This window comes from Arthrobacter sp. U41, assembly GCF_001750145.1.
Lineage (GTDB): Bacteria > Actinomycetota > Actinomycetes > Actinomycetales > Micrococcaceae > Arthrobacter.
Map to the genome: position 1 here is coordinate 958,971 of NZ_CP015732.1, position 21,420 is coordinate 980,390.

Sequence of the window (21,420 nt, forward strand, 5' to 3'; positions counted from 1 at the left end):
GTGCGGGCCGGCCGGCGCTAGACTGGACCCGTTATGAATCGCACAATATTCAAGTCCAAGATCCACCGCGCCACGGTCACGCACGCGGACCTCCACTATGTCGGTTCGGTCACCGTGGACCTGGACCTGCTGGAGGCGGCGGACATCCTTCCGGGCGAGCTGGTTTCCATTGTCGACGTCACCAACGGTGCCCGGCTGGAGACCTACACGATTGCCGGCGAGCGTGGTTCCGGGGTGATCGGAATCAACGGCGCCGCTGCGCACCTCATGCACGAGAACGACATCATCATTCTGATCACCTACGCCCAGATGACCACGGATGAAGCCAAGGCCTACAGCCCCAGGGTCGTCCATGTGGACAAGGACAACAGGATTGTCCAGATCGGCAGCGACCCCGCGGAGGGCCACACCCCCGGGATCATGCGCCCGCCGTACGCACTGAACAACGCCACGCTCAACTGACGGGCCCGGCCCGCCAGGGTTCCTGGGCCGTAACAGGCCTCAGGCGTCAATAAAGCTGATTACTCTGGAAGGGTGACTGCCGCCCTTCCACCGCCTCCGACGCCGCGGACTTCCGCATGCTAGGCGTCCTCGCCGGATTCTTCGTGGTCTGGTCGATCATCCTGGTGGGCATGTTCGTCGGCCGCCGCGGGATCCTGGGCGAGAACGCCCGCTCCGTGCTCAGTGCGCTGACATTCTTTGTTGCCAGCCCGGCACTGCTGTTCGACACCCTGAGCAAGGCCAGGGTCCACGACATCTTCGCCGCACCGCTGCTGGTATCGGCGGTCGGTGCCATCGCGACGGCGGCACTCTTCTTCAGCATCGTCCGCTTCCTGCTTAAGCGCTCCCTGCCGGAGTCCCTGATGTCCTCCATGAGCGCTTCGCTGGCCAACTCCGCCAACCTCGGCATCCCGATCGCCGTGTACGTCCTGGGGGATGCAAGCTACGTGGCCCCGCTGCTGATCTTCCAGCTGGCTTTCTTCACTCCCCTGTTCCTGATGGTCCTGGACGCCACCACCAGCAAACACCGGACCACCCCGTTGAGCTTCCTGCTGATGATCCTGCGCAATCCCATGATCGTGGGCTCCGGCCTGGGCCTGGCCGTGGCCGCAACCGGCTGGCAGGTGCCGCCACTGGCGATGGAGCCTATCCACCTGGTCGGCGGGGCCGCGATTCCGGCCATGCTCCTCGCGTTCGGGATGAGCCTGAACGGCTCCCGCCCGCTGCAGGCCTCGGCCGGGCGCCGGGCCGACACCCTGCTGGCCAGCGGCTTCAAGCTCATTGTCCATCCGCTGCTGGCCTACCTCTTCGCCCGGTTCGCCCTTCAGCTGGAGGGCCAGGCATTGTTCGCCGTGGTGGTCACCTCCGCCCTGCCCACCGCGCAGAACGTTTTTGTGATCGCCAACCGCTATCGGACAGGCCTCACCGTCGCCAAGGACACCATCCTGATCACGACCATCGTCGCCGTGCCGGGCATGATCGGCGTGGCCCTGCTGCTGGCCTGAATGCAGGCGTCCCGCGGCGCCCGTCCGCATCCCGAACCACACCACACCACACCACACCATCCGGAGGACCATGAGAACCCACCTGGACACCGTCATCATCGGAGGCGGGGCCATGGGCTCGGCCGCGGCCTGGGCCCTGGCCAGCCGCGGCCGTGCTGTTACCCTGCTGGAGCAGTTCAGCCCCGGGCACCGCAACGGCGCCTCCCACGGCGCCACCCGCAACCTCAACCCCGGCTACGCGAATCCGGACTATGTGGCCATGCTTGCCGAGGCCGTCCGCCTGTGGGACGAGCTCGAAGCCGACGCCGGCGAGCGCCTGCTGGCGCGCACCGGCGTCGTGAACCACGGAACCGATCCGGGGCTGGGCGAGGTGCGGCGGGCCCTGCACCGGGCCGGGCTGCGGGCCGAATTCCTAAGCGCCGCGGAAGCGGGCGAACGCTGGCGCGGCATCCGGTTCGACCAGCAGGTACTCCATATGCCCGACGGCGGGCAGTTGAATCCCGACGCCGCCCTGCCGGCACTGCAGCGCCTCGCCGTGGGCCGCGGGGCCGACATCCGGCACCGGGTTAGGGTGCTGGACCTCGCGGTGGAGGACGACGGCGTCCGGCTCACCATCGACGCCGACGGCTCCACCGAGGTGCTGACCGCCCGGCAGGCCGTGGTCACCGCCGGCGCCTGGACCTCTAAATTGCTCGGCGCGCTGGCGCCCCTTCCCCGGCTCACCGTCACGCAGGAACAACCGGCGCACTTCGCCGTTGCGGACGAGGGCGCAGTCTGGCCGGGGTTCAACCATGTCCCCGGCACGGGCGCGGAATACGCGGACTGGTACTCGCCGGTCTATGGCATGCAGACGCCCGCGGAGGGGATCAAAGCCGGCTGGCATGGCGTGGGGCCGGTGGTGGACCCCGACCGGAGGTCCTTCACGCCCGAGCCCGCGCAAATGGCCGCGCTGCAACGCTACGCGCGGCGGTGGCTGCCCGGAGTGGATGCCGACACCCTCGCCGACATCAGCTGCACCTACACCACCACCGTGGACGAGAACTTCATCCTCGACCGCATCGGACCGCTCGTGATCGGGGCGGGCTTCTCCGGCCACGGGTTCAAGTTCACGCCCGCCGTCGGGCGGATCCTCGCCGATCTCGTCACCGGTGCAGGCCCGGCGCCGGCGATCTTCTCGGCCTCCCGGCCGGGCGTCCGCTGCCCCTCACCCGCGGCACCTCAGCAGCGACGCGGGGTCACATCGCGCCCATCCGGGGCCCCGGGACCGGCGCAAGGTGACCCCGCGTTGCGGTGTGCGCCGGTAGGCTGGGACCGGTCTTAAGGCGTTGCGCGGGTATCCCCGGGCAACAGCACGAAATGGGGAGAATTGCACAGGGTCAAAACACGCGGCGGCGGCCGGTCCGGAGCTGTTGACTGGGTCGCGGCAGGGCTGGCCGGACTGCTGTTGGTCTCCGCGACGGCCTGCGCCAACACGGCGACGGCCCCGCCCGCCGCCCCGCCCGCCGCGAGCCCCAGCGCCAGCGCGTCCGCGGCTGCCTCACCGTCACCCGGCGTCCCGCTGGAGGCGGAGCCCGGCGCGAACGAGGGCCCCGCGTCTCAGCAGCCGGCCTCCGCGGCCAGTGCCCTGGACGTGCTGGCCACGATCCCGGTCAAGGGCCGGGCGCCCAAGACCGGCTACTCGCGCGACCAGTTCGGCCAGGCCTGGGCCGACACCGACCGCAACGGCTGCGACACGCGCAATGACATGCTCCGCCGGGACCTTACTGACCTCGCCCTCAAGCCCGGCACCCGGGACTGTGTTGTCCTCTCCGGCGTCCTGAACGACCCCTACACGGCAACCCTGGTCAACTTCCTCCGCGGCGAGAGCACGAGCGCCGCGGTGCAGATCGACCATGTGGTGGCCCTCAGCGATGCCTGGCAGAAGGGCGCCCAGCAACTCACCGCGTCCCAGCGGCTCTCCTTCGCCAACGATCCGCTGAACCTGCTCGCGGTGGACGGCCCCAGCAACCAGCAAAAAAGCGACGGCGACGCCGCCACCTGGCTGCCCGCAAACAAGTCGTACCGCTGCGACTACGTCGCCCGCCAAATCTCGGTCAAATCCAGCTACGGGCTGTGGGTCACCCGGGCCGAGCACGATGCGATGGCGCGGATCCTCGCCGGATGCCCGGGCCAGGCCGCACCCACCGGCCAGGAGCCGCCGCCTCCCCCAAGCCAGGCGGCGACTCCCGCGCCCGTCCCCGCAGCGCCGGCCCCCGCACCACCGGCACCGGCGTACTACGCCAATTGCGCCGCGGCCCGTGCCGCCGGCGCCGCACCGCTTCGGGCAGGCCAGCCCGGGTACCGGGAGCAGATGGACGGCGACCGCGACGGTGTCGCCTGCGAATAGCGGCAACAGCGGGCCCCGCGGGCAACAGATCGGGCTCCGGCGGAGCCCCTAGTTTTTCGGCAGGGCGTCCAGCAGCCGCGCGCAGCGGATGAAACCGAGATGGGAGTAGGCCTGCGGGTGGTTTCCCAGGTGCGTTTCGGTGCCCGGGTCGTATTCCTCGGGCAGGAGCCCGGTGGGGCCGAACAGGTTGACCAGCTGGTCGAACAGGTCCCATGCCTCCTCGATCCGGCCCACCGCGACATAGGCCTCGATCAGCCAGGTGGTGCAGATGTGGAAGCCGCCCTCCAAGCCCGGCAGGCCGTCGTCGTACCGGTAACGGAATACCGTGGGGCCCACGCGCAGTTCACGTTCCACCGCCGTGACGGTATCCAGGAAGCGCTGATCGCTGACGTCGAGCAGTCCGGAGAGACCAATGTGCAGCACCGCGGCGTCCAGATCCGGGCTGTCGTAGGCAACGGTGTAGGACTCCGCGCTCTCGTCCCAGCCTTCGCGCAGGACTTCGTCCCGGATGGTGGCAGCGGCGGGTTCCCAGGCGGGGACCGGTGTCCGGCCATGCCGCGCGGCGGCGCGCAGGGCCCGGTCCAGCGTCACCCAGCACATCACTTTGGTGTAGACGTGGTGCCGCGGCGCCCGTCGGGCCTCCCAGATCCCGTGGTCCGGCTCGTGCCAGCGGGCCAGGACGGCCGAGGCCATCTGCACCATCAGCTCCCAGTGGGCGTCGGACAGCTCTCCGCGCCGGGCGGCCAGGGCGTCGATCAGCTCGGCGATCGGCCCGAAGACGTCCAGCTGCACCTGGTGGTCGGCGGCGTTGCCGATCCGGACCGGGCGGGAGCCCGCGTAGCCGGGGAGGCTTTCGATGATGGCCTCGGTGGACAGCGGTGACCCGGTCACCGAATACAGCGGATGCAGCCATTCCGGGCCGGGGGCGTGGGCGAGGATCCGCCCCAGCCAGGCCAGGAATCCTTCCGCCTCCGCGGTGGAGCCCAGATCCACGAGTGCGTTGACGGTCATGGAGCCGTCCCGCAGCCAGCAGTACCGGTAGTCCCAGTTCCGGGTGCCGCCGATGCCCTCCGGCAGCGAGGTGGTGGGCGCCGCCAGGACCGCGCCGGTGGGCTCGTGGACCAGGGCACGGAGCACCAGGGCGGAACGCCGGACGAGGGAGGGCTTCACGGCCGGCAGCTGGAGCGCCTGCACCCAGCGCCGGGAATGGTGCGCGACGGCGGCGCGCCGCGAGTTTTCCTCGGGCGCTTCAGCGCGCTGGGGTTCCGTGTCGCCGCAGCGCAGGTTCAGCACCAGCGGGCCGTGCCGCAGGTTCACCTCGGCGGTGGCGGTGGCATGCCGCCCGTCCGAGGTGATGGCGAAGACGGCACCGGGCGCCAGCAAGCTGATGGGATCCGCGGTGCCCACTACGTGCAGCTCCTCCCCGCGGGCCTCCATGCTGAAGGGCGCATTCGCGTAGTCCGGCCGGGGCGCAAAGACAATCCGCGCCGTTCCCGTGCCCGAGAGCACCCGGACCAGGCTGGTAACACCTTCCGGCGCCGGTTCCAGGTAGTCAGTGACGGTAACATCCGCCCAGCGGGTCTCCACGATCATGGTGCTGTCCACATAGCGCTGGCCCAGGACCTGCGAGGCCTTCAGCGGTTCGACCGAAAAATGACCGGCCGCGTCGCCGCCGAGAAGGTGGGCGAAGAGGGATCCCGAGTCCGGCAGCGGGTGGCTCATCCAGCAGATCTTGGCGTCGGGGGTGATGAGTGCGGTGGAGGAGCCGTTGCCGATCAGTGAATGCCGCTCCAGGCCGACGGCGTCCTCCCCGAACAGCCAGGCCCGCCGCAGTTCAAAGAGGATGGCCAGCACCCGGGCGAAGGACTCCGGGTCCCGGAGCCGGTGCGCGGCCAGCGTCGGGCCCTCCCCCACCCGCAGCGCCATGTCCGGTCCGCGCAGAGTCGCCATCGCCAGCTCGTCGCTGGAGGCGTCCCCGGCGTAGAGGGCCGCGCTGACACCGAGCATGGAGCGCAGGTGTTCCAAAGCCGTGGCCTTGGACGGTTCCACCACGGAGAGGTCCAGGACCGAGCCGTCCACGATGAAGGACAGCCCGTGCGCCCGGGCGATTTCCTCCGCCTGCTGGGTGGCCAGCGCGACGACCTCGGGAGCGGCGGGGCGGGTGTGCACGGACACGGCCACGGGCTTCCGCTCGACGGTGATGCCGCGGTAGGCGCCCACGGTTTCGGCGAGCGCCTGGCTGGTCTGCTGCAGCACCGATTCTGTGGCCAGGGACAGCCCGTGGGCGTAGCCCATGTCGAACTCGGCGCCGTGCGAACCTACAAGGTGCACCTCTGCGGGGAGCCGCGAAACGGCGGCCAGGTCACGCAGGGAACGCCCCGAGATAACGGCAGCGTGGGTGTTCGGGAGGGCAGCCAGTGCCCGGAGGGCAATCGCGGCACTGCCCAGCGGCAGGGTCTCGGTGGAAATGCCTTCCGCTGTGCACAGCGTCCCGCCGTAGTTGCAGGCCACCAGCAGCCCGGGGGTGCGGGCCAGGATCTTGAGTTCCGCCAGCAGTTGTGGCGTGAGCCCGTCGTCGGCGGCGTTGGTCTGCACAAAGGCCCGGAGCAGGCCCAGCGGCAGGGATTTGGTCAGGAGGGCAGAGTCGGCCAGGGACTGGTTGAGTGGAGTGGGCATGGGCGGAGTCCTTTGAGTAGTCCCCAATGCCTGCGTGAGACCGTCCGTGAAGGACGTACTTCCAGTATCCTCCCGGCCGATTTCCCGCGGGTGTCCCGGCGGTTGCAGGTGTGTAACATCGCAACCGCCGGGACACCCGCGACGGTGCCGTCCTCGCCTAGCGGGCCACTGGCGATGAGGCCCTGCACACGGGAGTCCACGCCATAGGCGATCTGCGACTCGCCCGGCGTGGGGCTCCAGGCATTGTCCGGCCTGCCCGCCGCGAGCCGGCCCCCCGCCGGAGGGCGGCACGTAGCCGGCCGCGTCACGCAGGGCGGGTTATTGGCGCGGGAAATGCCGTCCTGCCGCGCCGGTCTGCGGCAGGACGGCGTCGAGCGACGCTAAAGCCTGCCGTGCGTGACGGACCCCGCGGCCCCGGACCGGTGACGGACCCCGCGGCGTGAGGGGACCCGTGCTAGACCCGGACCAGTCCGGCGACGTCGGCCAGCAGCTGGACCGAGCGGAGCCGCGCCTCGGTGCCGGTGCTCTGGTGCGCGACGATGAGCTCGTCGGCGTCGGCGTGGGCGGTAAATTCGTCCAGGTATTCCAGCACAGCGTCCGGGGTTCCCACGGCGGAGTACTTCATCATCTGGGTCACGTGCTGGCCCTGCGGCGAGTCCAGGATCATGTCCGCTTCGTCGTCGCTGAACTCGCGGCCGTTGCCGAAGAACAGCGAGACGCGGGCGCGTTTGGTGGCGTGGAACATCTCCTGCGCCTCGGCCGCGGAATCCGCGGCGATCACGTTGACGCCGGCGATCACGTGCGGGGCGTCCAGCTGTGCGGAGGGCCGGAAGTCGCGGCGGTAGCTGGCGACGGCGTCCTGGAGTGCGTTGGGCGCGAAGTGCGAGGCGAAGGCGTAGGGCAGGCCCAACTGCGCGGCGAGCCTGGCACCGAACAGCGAGGATCCCAGGATGTAGAGCGGCACGTTGGTGCCCTTGCCGGGGGTGGCCTCCACGCCCGGGATGCGGGTGGGGCCGGTCAGGTAGCCCTGGAGTTCCAGCACGTCCTGCGGGAAGCTGTCCGCGGACATCGGGTCGCGGCGCAGGGCCCGCAGCGTGTTCTGGTCACTGCCCGGCGCGCGCCCCAGGCCCAGGTCGATCCGTCCCGGGTGCAGGGTTTCAAGGGTGCCGAACTCCTCGGCGATGGTCAACGGGGAGTGGTTGGGCAGCATGACACCGCCGGCGCCGAGACGGATGCTCTCGGTCTGCGCGGCGATGTGGGCGATCAGCACGCTGGTGGCCGAGGAGGCGATGGCGGACATGTTGTGATGCTCGGCGTACCAGATGCGCCGGTAGCCAAGCTTCTCGGCGAGCTGCGCCATGGCCACGCTTCCCGCGAAGCTCTCTGCCGCCGTCTGGCCCTTGCCGATGGTTGCCAGGTCAAGGATGGAAAGCGGAACAGTCACGGAAAAGCCGGCCTTTCGTAGCGGGGAGTCTCAGGCGCTGCGCCGGATCCCGGCACGCGCACACTGTGGACAACGACGCCGGGCTCCCGGATATTTCTGCCTGCCCGCTGCGGCCGGCGGCCCCGCTGCCGGCCCCGCTGCCGTTTGCCACCACACGCGCCCCGGACGACGGACGGGACCGGCCGCTCTGGCCGGTCCCGTCCGTCGTCCGGCTGCGCCGGACCGTCAGTGCCTTGTCAGCACGTTCAGGCGGCGCAGCCTCCCAGGGCGATCTGTCCGTCGATGGACTTGATCTGGTTCTGGAGCGTGCCGAGCTGGTCCTGGAGGCCGGACACGATCGTCCTCTGCGCCGCGATGGCGTCCTTGTTGGCGTTCTTCTTTGCCTGCAGCGCCGCGAGGGTGGTGTTGGCATCAGTCAGCTTGAGGTCCAGTGCCGTCAGCTGCGCCTGGAGCTCCTTCAGCTGGGCTTCGGTGGCGCTGATCTCGCCGTTGAGGCGGTCCAGTTGAGCCAGCAGCGGAGCGACCTGGGCTTGGAGGTCGGTGATCTCGCGTTCCTTCGCGGCAATCTGCGCGTTCAGACCGGTGAGCTCCGCCACGAGGATATCCATCCGGGCGTTCAATGCCGTGATCTCTGCCTGCTTCGCGCTGACCGCCGCGGCAGCATCCTCCAGGGTCTGGGCCAGGCCCGGCAGCTGGGACTGCAGCCCGGCCAGCTCGGCGGCCTTGGCAGCGGCGGCAGCCTGGGTGGCGGAGAGCGCGGTGTTGGCGTCCGCCAGCTCGCCCTCCAACTGGCCGAGCACGAGCTTCTGCGCGGCGATCGCGTTCTGGCTCTCCGTGACGTTGTCGGTCAGTGCCGGCACGGCTGCCTCCAGGTCCGCCACAAGCTGCTCCTGCGCTGCCGCCGCACTGGCCGCGGTGGCTGCAGCGGCCTCCAGTGCGGGGAGCTGGGCCTGCAGGGCCGTGAGCTCGGTCTGCTTGCCGGCGACCGCGGCATTGGTGTCGCTGACAGCCGTCTGGAGCGTCGGGACCTGCGCCTTCAGCGCGGCGATTTCGCTTTCCTTGAGGGCGACGGCGTCGTTGGCGGCGGTCAGCGAGGACTGGAGCGGTGCGGCCTGCTGCTGCAGGTTACTGCTCTCCAGCTGCTTGGCCAGCAGCTTCGAATTGAGGCTGTTGACTTCCGTCTGGAGGGCGGCCAGGTCCCCCTGGTACCCGGCGATGAGGCCGTTCGTGGCCGTGATCTGGCCATTGACGGTGTCGAGCTCACCCTGCTTGACCACCTGCAGCGCGATCAGCTCACGCTTCTTCTTCGAATTCGAATTCTCTTCGAACTCGGCGATCTCAACAGTGAGCCGAGCGATCTCAGCCTCCAAGGTGGCTTTGGTGGTTTGCCGCGCGGCAAGCTCAGTCTGCGCGGCGGTGATCTGGCCCTCCTTGGCCGTGATCTCCGCGTTCTTCGCCGCGATCTGCTGCTCCAGCGCGGTGATCTCAGCTCCCAGCGCAGCGATGCTGTTCGTGTTGGCGGTAACGGCTGCAGCCGCGCTGCGGGCGGCGGCCTGCAGCGTGGTGAGCTCTGCCTCGGCCGCGGTGATGGTCGTTGTCATGGCGGCGAGCGCGTCGGCTGCGGCCTCGGCCTCGGCTTGCAGCGAGGTGAGCTCGGCCTGGGCCGCCGAGATCGCGGTGTTTTTGGCCGTGACGGCGCCCGCCGCTGCGGTGGCTGCACCCTGCAGCTCAACGAGGGTCGTCTTTGCGTCGCCGATCCTGGCCAGCTGGGCATCAAGCTCGGCCTGGGCGGCTGCACCCGTTGCCTCAAGTTTTTGAAGTTCCGATGCGGCTTCACTGACGGCGGTCCCGGCGGTGATGACGGCTGCAGCGGCGGCTGCTGCTGCGCCGGTCAGCGTAACGAGGTCATCTTCGGCAGCGGCAATCTCTGCCGTCTTGGCGTCAAGGGCTTCCGCAGCTGCACCGGCCGCCGCCGCCAGGACTTCCTTTTCATCCATTGCCACGCTGAGCTGGCTGGTCTTGGCTGCGATCCGGGCGTCAAGGTCGGCGGCGCGGCTCTGCAACTGCTCTTTGGCCGCCAGCGCCAGCGCCTCTTCGTCCTGCAGGGGTGCCAGCTGGTTCTCGGTCGTTATCTTTTCCGCTTCGAGATCTGCCAGGGTTCCCTGCAGTTCGAGCACGGCAGCGGCCGTGCTGGACTTTTCAAGGTCAAGTGCGGCGAGGTCATCCTGCACGGCCTTGATCTCAGCGTGGAGGGTCAGCTCGGCCTCCTCGATGGCGGCAATGGCGTCCTTTGCTTCACCGATCTGCACGCTCAAGGCAGCGGCGGTGGCCTGCAGGCCGGAGCGTTGGGCCTCCAGCCGCGCGATGATGTCGGCGTTCTTCTTGGCCGAGGCCTTGAGCAGGTTCTCCTGGACGGCGCCCCGGTGTGCCAGCTGGTTGACCACCCCGTTGCAGATGCCCGTGGCGGCGGGGTCCGTACCCGCCGTCGCCTGGCGGGCGAACAGCAGCATGCTGGTCAGCACGCCCGGGACGATGACGGCAGCGGCAAGGCGGCGGGTGAAGACAGAGTGGTGCGAAGGACTGAGCATTGAGACCCCTAGGCGAGACACGGTGAATGTGGCCCCCTGGCCGCATTTGATAGTCCTGATGCTATGCGTGGAAATACGCAGTTCGGGGGGGGTCGTCCCCACTCGACTTTTCGTTGGTCCTACGTGTCTTTTGCGGGGGTGTACTCACATTTTCGGAGCCGACTACTTGGTGTGCCATTTCTGCCGGAGACCAGAGTGCAGCCCGGGCAACTCGGAGGTCAGGTCCTGAGGCTCAGGGGCAGGAATAGTTGTAGTCCAGCCCGCCGGAGACGTACTGCGTCAGGGCGACGCGGCTGCCGGGAGTAAGCGCCGGCAAAGAGCAGTTGGACTTGGCACCCCTCAGGGACCGCGCACCCGCGAGCCAGCTCGGCAAGCCGGCGAGCGGGCTGCCGGACGGGACTGCCCCGGCGATCTGTCCCCACTGGTAGCCGGTGGAGTAGAGGCCGACGTCGGCGTTGATGCCCTTGAAGTAGGTGGCCATTCCCTCCAGGACGGCAACGTTGGCGGCCTTGTCGGGCTGCCAGCTGTTTTCGGTCTCGACGTCCAGCCACCACAGGTAGTCCTGCGGATTGTCGATCCCGCGGATAGTGGCGTCGTCGTAGGCTTTCGCGTAGCCGTACATGTAGGAGCAGGCTTTGAAATCGTCCGGGCCGCTGCCACAAACGCCGTAGGGGTTGACCACGTCCGCGCCGCCGTAGTGGTTCGAGGTGGGCCACCATGACCCCTGCAGGCCCGGGTTTGCCGTATTGACGTAGAGAGCCACCCGCGGCTGGGCGGTGAGTGCCGGGTCCGGTGAGGTGTTGGCCCATGCGAGCTGGGCTGCCAGGCACGGGTTGGTGGTGTTGGCCAGGCCGTTGTTCACCCCGACGATGGCGAATGCCGGCTTTTCGGGGAGGGTCTTTCCGCACTGGGGCCAGGAAACGTCGATGCCGACGGGCTCGGACGTCCGTGGCGGGGCCGCGGCGGCCGGACCCCCTCCCAGCAGGACAAGGCCAAGCGTGATGGCGGCGGTAGCAAGTTTGGTCAATACCCGGGAAGCCATACCCCAGTTTACTTCCGGGCCCCGCCCGGACCGGGAAACCCGGCACGCGAGTCGGCGAACGGAATACTCAGCCGGATTAGGGAGTTGCCGCCTCTATGGGCTCTGACAGCTCGCAGCATCCGGAAAAATCCGCCGGCCGCTGCCCGCATCGTCGTCGCTGACGCCAAGGAGTGCCGGTCCCGGAGCCGCGCCCTGAGCCCTAACTTTTCAACGCTGGCCCCCGTGGCCGGCAGAACAGGAGCCTGACATGGCCAACATCTTGATGGTTGTTTCCGCCGCCGATTCCCTCACCATGCGCGACGGGAGCGAACACCCCACCGGTTTCTGGGCCGAGGAACTGGTGGTCTCCCACCAGCTGCTGGTCGAAGCCGGTCACACGGTCCAGCTGGCCACTCCCGGCGGGGCGAAGCCCACGGTCGACGAGGTCAGCCTCGCCGCCGAGTCCGCCGGCGGCCAGGACCGCGCCGACGGCTTCCGGAAGTACCTCGCCGGGCTCGACGCCGAGCTGTCCGCTCCGCTGGCACTGGCCGACGTCGATCCCTCCGGCTACGCCGCGATCGTCCTGCCCGGCGGCCACGGCCCGATGACCGACCTCTACCGGGACGCCGACCTCGGCAAGATCCTGGTCGCGGCGAACACGGCCGGCAAGGTCATTGCCCCGTTCTGCCACGGCCCGGCCGGCTTGCTGAGCGCCACGGACGACGCCGGGGAGTTCGCCTTCGCGGGACGCCGCCTCACCGTTTTCACCAACGAGGAGGAACTCAACGGCGGCACCGGCCCCAACACTCCGTGGTTCGTGGAGGACGCGCTGAAGGACAAGGGCGCGATCGTCGAGAACGCCGCCGCCTGGACTTCCCACGTTGTGCGCGACGGCAATCTGGTCAGCGGCCAGAACCCGCAGTCCAGCGAGGACGTGGCGAAGGAAGTCCTCAAGGCCCTCGCGGAATAGCAGCCCGGGTGTAAGACCTGCCGGGTCCGGGATCCCCGGACCCGGCTAAGCTGTCGGCATGGCCATCAAACCCACTGCAGATAAAGTCGCCACGATCCAGAAGGGGTACACCCTCGAAGGCCCCACGATCGAGCTGGGTGCCGCGATTATCGACGGGGAAGTTCACAAGGATGCCCCCGTCCGGCTCCCGCTCTCCATGATGAACCGCCACGGGCTGGTGGCCGGCGCAACCGGTACGGGCAAGACCGTCACCCTGCACATGATGGCCGAACAGCTCTCCACCGCCGGCGTCCCGGTGTTCCTGGCGGATATTAAGGGCGACCTCTCCGGGCTGGCCACGGCCGCCACCGGCAGCGAAAAACTGATGGCCCGCACGGACGGGATCGGCCAGGTCTGGTCCGGCAAGACGTTCCCGGTGGAGTTCCTGGCGCTCGGCGGCGACGGCTACGGCATCCCGGTCCGCGCCACCATCACGTCCTTCGGCCCGATCCTGCTCTCGCGCATCATGGAACTCAACGACACGCAGGAATCGAGCCTGCAGCTGGTCTTCCACTTCGCGGACAAGAACGGCCTTGAGCTGATCGACCTGAAGGACCTGCGCGCGGTCATCCAGTTCCTCACGTCCAAGGAAGGCAAGGACGAACTCGAGGAACTTGGCGGGCTGTCCAAGGCCACCGCCGGGGTCATCCTCCGCGAACTCATCACGCTCGAGGCGCAGGGCATGGAGAAGTTCTTCGGCGAACCCGAGTTCGACACCGCCGAACTGATGCGAACCGCCCCGGACGGGCGCGGCGTCATCACCTGCCTGGAGCTGCCCACCCTGCAGACCAAGCCGATGCTGTTCTCCACCTTCCTGATGTGGCTGCTGGCCGATCTGTTCGAGGACCTGCCCGAGGCCGGCGACCTGGACAAGCCCAAACTGGTGTTCTTCCTGGACGAGGCCCACCTGTTGTTCAACGGCGCCTCGAAGGCTTTCCTCGACGCCATCACCACCACCGTCCGGCTGATCCGGTCCAAGGGCGTCGGCATCTTCTTCGTCACCCAGACCCCCAAGGATGTCCCCGCCGAGGTCCTGGGCCAGCTCGCGAACCGCGTGCAGCATGCCCTCCGGGCCTACACGCCGGAGGATGCCAAGGCGCTCAAAGCGACCGTATCCACCTTCCCGATGAGCGACTACGACCTTGAGGAAACCCTCACCTCCGCGGGGATCGGCGAAGCTGTCATCACCGTGATGAACGAGAAGGGCGCCCCGACGCCGGTGGCGCTCACCCGCCTGCGCGCGCCGGAATCCGTGATGGGCCCAAGCGCGGACGCCCTGATCGCCAGCACCGTGGCCGGCTCGGCGCTGCTGCCCAAGTACGGCACCGCCGTTGACAACGTCTCCGCTTTCGAAAGGATCGCCGGGAAGGCGTCGGCGGACACCGGCGCGGCGGCCCCGGCCGCGACGGGCCCAGGCGGCGGTACCTCCGACGTCGACGCCGAAGCGCGGCGGATCGAGGAGGACATCCTGGGCCGACCCAGCAGCCGGCCCGCTCCGGCACCCGAGCGCAAGGAACCTGAGCGCGCGGCACCCCGGCAGTCCCAGCGGCCGCCGTCGGACGGCGGCGGCCTCGCCGGGGCTCTGGGCGGCGCCCTCGGCGGCGGGCTCAAGAGCATGGCCCGGTCGCTGGGGACCCAGCTCGGACGCGAACTCCTGCGCGGAGTCTTCGGCACGGCACCCAAGCGCCGCCGCCGTTAGGAACCCTGGGCCGGGCCCAGGGGCGCCGGGCCGTAATCCGGGCGGCCCCCGTCACGCGGGTCCGCGCTGACAGGAAGATTCCGCTGGGGTGCAGGTAACGTAAGGTACGTGCAAATGAGTCAGGCGTTGGTCAGGATCGCAGCCTTGTGGCTGCTGGGCCTGATGCTCGCCGTGGCCGGGAGCATTGTCGCGGTCAATATCGTGAACGACACCATCGCGAGCCCGCAGCAGCCGGTCCGCGAATACCTCGAGGCTCTGCAGAATGGCGAGGGCGAGAAGGCGCTGGGCCTGTTGCGCGCCTCGGTGCCCCAGGGCAATCCCGCCATGCTGGACGGCACGGCACTGCAGACCGCCGCCGCGCGGATCAACGGCATAAAATACGGCGAGGCCGAGGACCGCGGCGGCAGTCAGGTCATGGTGCCTATTGACTTCACGATTGACGGCAGCCAACTGCGGACAGAGTTCCTGCTGGAGAAGTCCGGCGTCGAATGGCTGTTCTTCCACAAGTGGGCCTTCGTCCCGGCCGCGCTTCCGGTCCTGGACGTCACGGTGGTCAACGCCAACGAGGCCACCCTGAACGGGGTTCCGGTGAACATGCCCAACGGCCGGAACTCCTTCGCCGTTTTCTACCCGGGCGAGTACGAGGCCTCCCTGACCGGTGAGTACTTCTCCGCCCCGCCCACGAAGGCCACGCTGTCAGGCCGGGACGCGCCCGCAGCCCCGCTGAACCTGATGACCCAGGCCACGGACGGGCTGAAGGAAGCGGTGGGGGCCAAAGTGAAGGAGTTCCTGGACGGCTGTGCCGACACGGCCGACAAGCAGCAAAAACTCCAGCCCGACTGCCCGTTTTACCACACCACCAACAACCGCGTCATCGACGGCACCATCGACTGGAGCATCAGCGAGTACCCTGCCATCAGCATTGAGCCCTTTGGCGGACGCTGGGTGGTGGCGCCCCTGGACGGCAAAGCCCGGATCAAGGCCCAGCAGGTGGACCTGTTCACCGGGGCAGTGACGGAACTCAACGCTGTCCACGATTTCAGCTTCACCACCCGGCTGGACGTCGACTCCGCAACCGTCAAGGTCACCCCGCTCCTGAACTACTGAGCGTGCAGGCCCGCGGCGGCTGTTGCGGCACCGCGGCAACACCTGGCGTCACGCCGGGCGGTCTTTTGGCTCCGACGGCCCCACCGCAACCCGTCATTCCGCGAAATCCGCTGTCCCAAGCTGCCAAGAACCTGCCCGCCGTGACGCCTACACCGGCCCGGGCGGCCGGCCCAGGACTGCCAGGACCTCGGCCAGCATCCGCGCCGGGTGGTGCACAACGTCGTCATAGTAATACCGGAGCACGGAGTAGCCCCGGACCACGGACACGTTGTTGCGCCGCTGGTCCTTCTTCACCTGGACCCACTCACCGTGATGGCGACCATCCAGTTCCACAATCAGGGTGCCCTCCAGCAGGAGGTCCACATATCCGACGCCGTCGATGTGGACCTGCGCTTCAAGCCTGATCCCGGCCTGGCGGAAATACGTCCTGGCGAGGGTTTCCAGCAGGGATTCGGCTCCGCGGTCCACCCAGTCAAGGACCTGGCGGGCGCGGCCATTGCGCTTCGCGGGGAGCCGGTCCCGCAGGAACCCGAGCGTCATATCGCCCCGGCCGACGGCGCACTCCACCATGACCAAGGCTTCAGCGAACGGCAGGCACCTCATTGCGTGGATGAGCACATCGCCGAGGGCAGCAACAGGCCGGTAGGGGTGCGGTTCAAGGAGCAGTCCGTGGTGTCCGGCCTGCCCCGCGAAGACATCACCGCGGCTGTGATGCACATGGAGCGGACCGGCGGAGTTCACACACCAGAGCCGGTAGAAGGGCGCCGCGCTGCTGCACGTGAGGAGCTGCCGGTGCTGCAGCAGCGCCACATGGTCCGGCGCCGCCGTCGGGAGCGCATAGAGCCCCCGACGGCGGCAGGACGCCGGTCCTCACCGCGCGCCGCAGTGCGGCGTCGTCGATCCCCAAACGGGCCAGCGCAGGCCGCCGGGCCGCACCCCCGCAGATGGCCAAGGCCCTAAAAATATCCATGGGGCAATCGTTTCCCCGGCCGCGTGGCCCCGGCAGCCCGTTGACCCGCTATGTGGACATCTTCACGTCACCCGGCGCAGCGTTTTGCGGCCGCCAACACCGTGGAACTCCGGGATTCCGCGGATCCGGGGCCGGATTAAAGCCAAATGACTGCTGTCCGTGACGCCGAGTCACGAACAGCAGCCACAGCCGGGCCGCAGAGGCGGACGTCAGTCCATGCCGCGCAGGTCCAGCACCAGTTCGGTGTCGCCGTCGGCCTGCAGCAGCACCGGAATGCCCCAGTCCTGCTGGTACAGGTGGCAGGCGGCATGGTCCGGGATCTCGCCGTCCGCGTCCTCCGGGCCGTCGCAGGCAGCGGCGCGGGCGGTTATATGCAGCACGCCCTCCGGCACGTCGGAAGCGAGTTCCAGGGTGCGGAGCAGTCCCACCGAGGTCCCGCCGCCGGCCAGCAGCAGTCCCGGCGGGGTGGAGGAAATCTTCAGCTGCGTCGGGTCGCCCCAGCGGTCGTCCAGTTTCTGGCCGGTCGGCGCGGTGAACCGGACGGTCAGTTCCAGCAGCCCGGGGGCCACCGGGCTCTTGGGGCGGTGGGTCCGGGCCGCGCCCTCGTCCACCTGCTGCGCCTCCTTCGGGATCGGCACGTAGACCAGCTGGTGCTTGTTCGCCTCGACCACCACCAGGAGCGGCTCGGCGCCGGCGACCTGCGTGTGGTCCACAATCACGTCGGAGGGCTCGGACAACCCCCGCGCCAGCGTGGAGACCGTGCCCGAGGCCGGGTCGTAGCGCCGGACGGCACCGTTGTAAGTATCGGCAATCGCCACCGAGCCGTCCGGCAGCACGGTGACGCCCAGCGGGTGCTGCAGCCGGGCATCGGCGGCCTTCCCGTCGCGGAAGCCAAAGTCGAACAGTCCCTTGCCGACGGCGGACTCGACGGTGACTGCGCCGCCGTCGCCGATCACGAGCTTGCGCAGCGCCGAGGTTTCGGAGTCCGCCACCCAGATGTTGCCGTCGGCGTCCTCGGCGAGACCGGAGGACTGGGCGAACCAGGCCTCCTCGGCCGGTCCGTCGAGGAGGCCCTCAAGTCCGTTGCCGGCGATGATGGCCACGGCGCCGGAGCGCGGGTCGAAGCTGAAGATCTGGTGCACGCCGGCCATCGCGACCACGACGGCGTTCAGCTTGGCGGACCAGACAACGTCCCAGGGTGAGCTGAGGGAAACCTGCAGCGGGTCCGCTTCCAGCCGGGCACCGTAGGCGGCGCCTTCTTCGTCGACCCGGGCCGGTCCCGTCTCCAGGAGCCGCTGGACGCCGTTGCCGGCCAGCGTGCTGATGGTTCCGTCCGCGAGGTTCAGGCCGCGGAGCCGGTGGTTCACGGTGTCGGCCACCACAACGTCGTAGCCCGCCTCGGCGGCGGCGTCCTCCGGGAGCAGCATCAGGCCCTGGGGCTCGTTGAAGAGGGCCGTTGCGGCATTGCCGTCAGCATGGCCCTTGTCGCCGGAACCATAGGTGGCCAGCACGGTCTGGAAGTCTGTGGAGAGCTCCACGAGGCGGTGGTGCCCGGTATCGGTGACCAGCCAGGAACCTGCCTCGGAGGGGCTTCCGACGCCGCGGCCGTCCGGGAGGAACAGGGCCTTGCCGGGGAACCGCAGGGTGCCCGACGTCGGCTCCGGCGCCACATAGGGCCCGTCGCCGCGGTGCAGCGTGCCCTTGGCCTCGTGCTCGGCGATCAGCTCGGGGATGAGCACGGCGAGGCCGTCGGCGTGGCCTTCGCCGGAGAGGTGGGCCACGATGTAACCCTCGGGATCGATGACCACCAGCGTGGGCCAGGCGCGTGCCGTGTAGGCCTTCCACGTGTCCAGCTCGGGATCGTCCAGGACCGGGTGGCGGATCTCGTAGCGCTCGACGGCGGCGGCGAGGGCCACCGGATCAGCCTCGTGCTCGAACTTGGGAGAGTGGACACCGACCGTCACAAGGACGTCGGAGTACTGCTGCTCGAGCGGGCGGAGTTCGTCCAGGACGTGCAGGCAGTTGATGCAGCAGAAGGTCCAGAAGTCCAGCAGCACGATCTTGCCGCGCAGGGCTTCCAGGTCCAGGGACTTGCCTCCGGTGTTGAGCCAGTTGCGGCCCACCAGCTCGGAGGCCCGGACCCGGAGATGGGTGCGTACGGTTTCGGTCATGAGCGTCCTTCCAGCTTTGAGTTGCGTTCGGCCAGCTCGGCATCGCGCTCGGCCAGCCTGGCAAACATATCGTTGTAAGCGGTGAGATCGGCGTCGTTATTCCTGTCCGCCGCCCGGTCGGTGCGCTTGGACTCGCGGGCATCGGAGCGGGACCACATCACGGCGACGCCGATCGCCACCAGCAGTGTGGGCACTTCGCCGATGCCCCAGGCCACAGCGCCGCCCATCTGCTGGTCCAGCAGGGCCGAGGGGCCCCAGGTCCGGCCGAGGTTGCCGAAGTAGTCCGCGGCCAGCAGCCCGGTGCCGCCCATGATCGCGACGCCGAAGAAGGCATGGAAGCCCATCGTGGCCAGCAGGAGCAGCAGCCGCATGGGGTACGGCGCGCGCCGGGGCAGCGGGTCGGTGCCGATCATGGTCAGGACGAAGATGTAGCCGGTGAGGGCGAAGTGCAGGTTCATCAGCTCGTGGCCCACATGGTCCCGCATCGCATATCCGAACGCGTCCGAGTAATAGAACAGCACGATCGAGCCGGCGAAGTTGGCGGCGGCGAACAGCGGATGCGTCACGAGCTGGGAGAACTTCGAGTGGACGAAGATCAGCAGCCATTCCCGGGGGCCGCGGGAGCTGTCGCGCCGCGGCGTGAGTGCACGCAGCGCCAGCGTCACGGGGGCGCCGAGGACAAGGAAGATGGGGGCCACCATGGTCAGGGCCATGTGGTCCACCATGTGCGCCGAGAAGAGCACCCGGCCGTAGACTGCCGGCGGACCGGAGGTCACGTACGTCAGGACCCCGAGCCCGATTACCCAGTTGACGGCCCGGAACCAGGACCAGGAGTCCCCGCGCTGCAGCACCTTGCGCAGGCCAAGGCTGTAGGCCACGAGGCCAAAGACCGCGACGGCGACCCAGAGCCAGTCGGGGCGCCATTCGGTCAGCCAGCGCTCCGGTGTCAGCTCCGGCGGCAGATCGTAGCCAGAGATGATGAAGGCAGGGGAGGCGTCCGGTGCGAGGGCTTCACTCTGCGGCGGCGCGGAGCGGCCGAGCGCGACGGCGATGCCCGACGTCGCTCCCATGATGAGCAGCTCCGCGATGACGAGCTGCCAGAGCACGCGGCGTGCGGACAATCCACCGCCTTGGCTGCCCAGCTGCGGGATGACCCAGCGGCGGTGCATCAGCCCGACGCAGCCAAGGACGAGCGTCGCCGCGGCCTTGGCCAGGATCAGCTGCCCGTAGGCCGAGCCGAACAGGTCGTTCCAGGAGGTGAGGCGGATGCTGGAATTGATCACGCCGGAGGCGAAGACGAGGATGAAGGCGAAGCCGGCGAGGGAGGAGAAGCGCCGGAACGTCGGCTCGGTAATATCGGGGCGGTTGCCGGACATGGAGCCGGATGAGGCGCCTCCGAGGACCCCGGAGAGCAGGGCCAGCATGATGATGCCGCCGACCCAGGCCGATACCCCGACCAGGTGCAGGCCGAGCGAGTTGATGGCACCTTCGTGGTCGGCCGAACTGGCGGAGTGGCCGATCAGCGCTGACGGCACGAGTCCGATGAGGGAGAGCACCAGGATTGCCGCCAGGCCGCCCTGGGAGCGGACCCCAAAGAGTGCCGTAGTGACAACGGCGGCGATGATGACGACCGCCAGCCACGCGCGGCCGGTGTCGATGTCGCTCATGTAGTAGACCAGGGAGCGGGTGAACTCGGGGTCCCCGGAGACGCCCTGCCCGGCGATATCCGAGTAGCTCAGCACCAGGACGGCAATCGCTGACAGCGTCCAGACGGCGCCCGCGGCGGCCGCGACGGCCAGCGCCCGGGTGAAAGCTGGATGTTCCGGGAGGTCCTTGGCCTTGGACCTCGAGCCGGCAAGTGTGCGGGGCAGGATTCCGACGGCGAAGAGCAGCCCGCCGATCACGGTGGCCAGCGACGCGTTGTGTACGGCCTTGCTGACCGGGAGGCCCCACCGGACCAGGCCTCCCGGGTCGGAGACCCCGCGGGCGGCTGCGGCGCCGGAGAACAGCAGGGCGGCAACAAGACCCAGGAACAGCGCCGCGAGGCCCACAAAGAGCCATGGCCGGGAGATCGGGCCAGAACCCGACGCGGGACCCCGCGCTCCCCCGGTCGGGGTGGGAGCGGCTGTGGCACGGGGATTTGCTGCGGAAGGCACAGTTCCATTGTCCGCTACGCCCCGCCTGCTCACCGAATCGGGCGACGTCCCGCAACGGCCCTGGTGCGCCCGCGGGAGGGCGCCCTTAACGAAAAAGGAGCGGCGACCCATTGGGTCGCCGCTCCTTTCAAGCGTTCAAGAAGACTACTTCTTCTTGGAGACTGCAGCCTTCAGCTTGGAGCCGGCCGTCAGCTTCACGCTGTGGCCTGCGGCGATCTGAATGGTCTCGCCGGTCTGCGGGTTGCGGCCGGTGCGAGCTGCACGGTCGGTGCGCTCAACGGCAAGCCAGCCCGGGATGGTGATCTTTTCGCCCGAGGCGACGGAGGTCTCGAAGACCTCGAACAGTGCATCCAGCACGGAGTTGACGGCTGCCTGGCTGGTGCCGGCCTTGCCTGCTACCTCTGCAACAAGTTCACTTCGGTTCTTAGCCATTTATGTCCTCCTGGACGGTCATGATTCCTGGAGCCTGCACACGGCATGCGCACAAGCCACTGTTCGAAAACTTACCAGCTTGCCGCTGTCGAGGCGGCAAATTCCGCGTGTTTTCGGCCTTTTTTGAGGAAAAACACTTGATTCGGCGCCTTTCGGCCCAATATTTCGCCATCAGCGGACGCTCCCTCAGCTCCGGCAGGCTATGCCCCGACGCTCCCGCAGATCCTGCCTGATCCGGGGCCATCGCCCGGCTCGA

The 21,420-nt window shown here is 68.7% G+C and carries 15 protein-coding genes; 7 read left to right on the forward strand and 8 right to left on the reverse strand.

Going from position 1 to position 21,420, the window contains the following annotated elements; genetic code table 11:
- Positions 1–33: 33 nt before the first annotated feature.
- From panD to ASPU41_RS04545, 4 genes are all read left to right on the forward strand, one after another.
- Positions 34–462: an aspartate 1-decarboxylase gene (gene panD, locus ASPU41_RS04530; RefSeq protein ID WP_197515760.1), complete on the forward strand. Its 429-nt coding sequence runs from the start codon at positions 34–36 to the stop codon at positions 460–462.
- Positions 463–578: 116 nt separating this feature from the next.
- On the forward strand, positions 579–1,505 hold the full coding sequence (locus ASPU41_RS04535) for an AEC family transporter (RefSeq protein WP_069949919.1): 927 nt from the start codon (positions 579–581) through the stop codon (positions 1,503–1,505).
- Between the two features lie 70 nt (positions 1,506–1,575).
- Positions 1,576–2,826 carry an FAD-dependent oxidoreductase gene (locus tag ASPU41_RS04540; protein ID WP_083266361.1) on the forward strand — a complete coding sequence of 417 codons (1,251 nt, stop codon included), beginning with the start codon at positions 1,576–1,578 and terminating at the stop codon, positions 2,824–2,826.
- A gap of 45 nt (positions 2,827–2,871) precedes the next feature.
- On the forward strand, positions 2,872–3,891 hold the full coding sequence (locus ASPU41_RS04545; protein ID WP_083266362.1) for a GmrSD restriction endonuclease domain-containing protein: 1,020 nt from the start codon (positions 2,872–2,874) through the stop codon (positions 3,889–3,891).
- Positions 3,892–3,939: 48 nt separating this feature from the next.
- Here ASPU41_RS04545 and ASPU41_RS04550 read toward each other — a convergent pair whose 3' ends face one another.
- The 4 genes from ASPU41_RS04550 to ASPU41_RS04565 all read right to left on the reverse strand — a co-directional run bounded on the left by ASPU41_RS04550 (position 3,940) and on the right by ASPU41_RS04565 (position 11,641).
- Complete coding sequence (locus ASPU41_RS04550) at positions 3,940–6,567, reverse strand: trehalase-like domain-containing protein (protein WP_069949920.1); 2,628 nt, start codon at positions 6,565–6,567, stop codon at positions 3,940–3,942.
- Positions 6,568–7,021: 454 nt separating this feature from the next.
- On the reverse strand, positions 7,022–8,011 hold the full coding sequence (locus tag ASPU41_RS04555) for an LLM class flavin-dependent oxidoreductase (RefSeq protein WP_069949921.1): 990 nt from the start codon (positions 8,009–8,011) through the stop codon (positions 7,022–7,024).
- A gap of 245 nt (positions 8,012–8,256) precedes the next feature.
- Positions 8,257–10,599: a chromosome segregation ATPase gene (locus ASPU41_RS04560; RefSeq protein ID WP_069949922.1), complete on the reverse strand. Its 2,343-nt coding sequence runs from the start codon at positions 10,597–10,599 to the stop codon at positions 8,257–8,259.
- 232 nt (positions 10,600–10,831) lie between these two features.
- A complete protein-coding gene (locus ASPU41_RS04565; RefSeq protein WP_069949923.1) occupies positions 10,832–11,641 on the reverse strand; it encodes a hypothetical protein in 810 nt (269 codons plus the stop codon).
- Positions 11,642–11,888: 247 nt separating this feature from the next.
- On the opposite strand from ASPU41_RS04565, the gene ASPU41_RS04570 reads away from it, so the two are divergent.
- The 3 genes from ASPU41_RS04570 (at position 11,889) to ASPU41_RS04580 (ending at position 15,435) form a co-directional block, all read left to right on the forward strand.
- Positions 11,889–12,590 carry a type 1 glutamine amidotransferase domain-containing protein gene (locus tag ASPU41_RS04570; protein ID WP_069949924.1) on the forward strand — a complete coding sequence of 234 codons (702 nt, stop codon included), beginning with the start codon at positions 11,889–11,891 and terminating at the stop codon, positions 12,588–12,590.
- A gap of 58 nt (positions 12,591–12,648) precedes the next feature.
- Positions 12,649–14,328 (forward strand): helicase HerA-like domain-containing protein, encoded by a 1,680-nt coding sequence (locus ASPU41_RS04575; RefSeq protein WP_069949925.1) that lies wholly within the window; start codon positions 12,649–12,651, stop codon positions 14,326–14,328.
- A gap of 114 nt (positions 14,329–14,442) precedes the next feature.
- Entirely contained in the window at positions 14,443–15,435 is a 993-nt protein-coding gene (locus tag ASPU41_RS04580) for a hypothetical protein (protein WP_069949926.1), read from the forward strand.
- Positions 15,436–15,582: 147 nt separating this feature from the next.
- On the opposite strand, the gene ASPU41_RS04585 is transcribed toward ASPU41_RS04580, so the two are convergent.
- From ASPU41_RS04585 to ASPU41_RS04600, 4 genes are all read right to left on the reverse strand, one after another.
- On the reverse strand, positions 15,583–16,245 hold the full coding sequence (locus tag ASPU41_RS04585; RefSeq protein WP_231941169.1) for an endonuclease domain-containing protein: 663 nt from the start codon (positions 16,243–16,245) through the stop codon (positions 15,583–15,585).
- Between the two features lie 369 nt (positions 16,246–16,614).
- Positions 16,615–18,576: an NHL domain-containing thioredoxin family protein gene (locus tag ASPU41_RS04590; RefSeq protein WP_069949927.1), complete on the reverse strand. Its 1,962-nt coding sequence runs from the start codon at positions 18,574–18,576 to the stop codon at positions 16,615–16,617.
- Complete coding sequence (locus tag ASPU41_RS04595; protein WP_069949928.1) at positions 18,573–20,732, reverse strand: cytochrome c oxidase assembly protein; 2,160 nt, start codon at positions 20,730–20,732, stop codon at positions 18,573–18,575. The genes ASPU41_RS04590 and ASPU41_RS04595 overlap by 4 nt, the downstream gene beginning before the upstream one ends.
- A gap of 144 nt (positions 20,733–20,876) precedes the next feature.
- Positions 20,877–21,164, reverse strand: a complete 288-nt coding sequence (locus ASPU41_RS04600; protein WP_069949929.1) for an HU family DNA-binding protein — start codon at positions 21,162–21,164, stop codon at positions 20,877–20,879.
- Positions 21,165–21,420: the final 256 nt, after the last annotated feature.